General features: G+C 38.6%; 1 protein-coding gene. It reads left to right on the top strand.

From position 1 onward, the window contains the following. Nucleotides 1-98: 98 nt before the first annotated feature. The coding region (locus QM911_RS09805; RefSeq protein WP_414313875.1) for an IS1182 family transposase at nucleotides 99-1,377 on the top strand (1,279 nt) is incomplete at its 3' end.

Genomic DNA, 1,377 nt, shown 5'->3' with positions numbered 1-1,377 from the left:
TCAGATTGAAGACAAAGTCCTTGGAAGTCAAGTTTCTAAGGGCTTTTCTTTTTGTAAAGTCGTATAATAGAGGTAAGAAAAGTTGTGAGGTGTTCCCTATGTTTCACAAAGAAAAACCTGATTATAATCGTAAGCAATATGGCTTCTATACGATAGACGAATTGGTCCCCAAAGATCACTTTCTTCGACAAGTAGATTCAAAGGTTGATTTTGACTTTATCTATGACTTGGTAGAAGATACCTATAGTCCAGATAATGGTCGTCCTAGTCTTGATCCCGTCATGTTAGTCAAAATTCCTTTGATCAAGTGTTTTTATGGTATCCGTTCCATGCGCCAAACCATGAAAGATATTGAAGTAAATGTGGCCTATCGTTGGTTTCTTGGACTAACTTTAGATGATAAGGTCCCTCATTTTACTACCTATGGAAAGAATTACAGCCGTCGTTTTCAAGATAAAGAACTCATTTCTGAGATTTTTTCCCAAGTTCTCAGCCAAGCTTTGTATGCTGGCTTAATTGATCCTTCTGAAATATTTGTGGATGGTACCCATATCAAAGCGGCGGCTAATAGTCACAAGTATCGTAAGGAAATGGTAGACCAACAAGCTAAATTTATGAGTGAACAATTGGCAGTTGAGATTGATTTAGATAGGAAAAAACACGAAAAAAAGTCCTTAAAGCCCGCAAAAGAAAGTGAGGCTAAGGAAAAGAAAATCTCAACGACAGATCCCGAGTGTGGTTGGTTTCACAAGGGCGAACATAAGGAAGTATTTGCCTATTCTGCTCAAGTTGCTTGTGATAAGCATGGTTGGGCCTTAGCTTATACGGTTGAAGCAGGAAATGTTCATGATAGTCAGGCTTTCCCTGCCCTATTTTCAAAGTTAGAGCCATTCTCGCCCCACTATATTATTGCGGATTCAGGTTACAAGACTCCAGCTATTGCCCATTATTTATTAGAGCGAAATATCATTCCTGTCTTCCCTTATACTCGTCCAAAGGGAGTAAAGGGGAACTTAAGGCCTAGTAATTTTGTTTATGATGCAAGTTATGATCATTATGTTTGTCCAGAGAATCAAGTATTAAGCTATCGCACAACCACTCGAGAAGGCTACCGTGAGTATAAGAGTAATCCTAAAGTATGTGTTTCCTGTCCTTTATTATCCATTTGTACCCAAAGCAAGAATTTTCAAAAAGTAGTAACGAGACATGTCTGGAAAGATGCCCTTGAATTTTGTGAGGAGATTCGTCATCAAAGAGAAATGAAAGAGCTCTATAAGAAGCGCAAAGAAACAATTGAACGGCTCTTTGGAACGGCTAAGGAATACCATAATTTGAGATACACTAGAGAGAAAGGAAAGTCCAAAATGGAGGATCAGG

The organism is Streptococcus infantis, from assembly GCF_047460825.1.
GTDB classification, from domain to species: Bacteria; Bacillota; Bacilli; order Lactobacillales; family Streptococcaceae; genus Streptococcus; species Streptococcus infantis_V.
The sequence above is the reverse complement of the archived record's forward strand: the minus strand, read 5'-3'. Positions and strand labels throughout refer to the sequence as shown.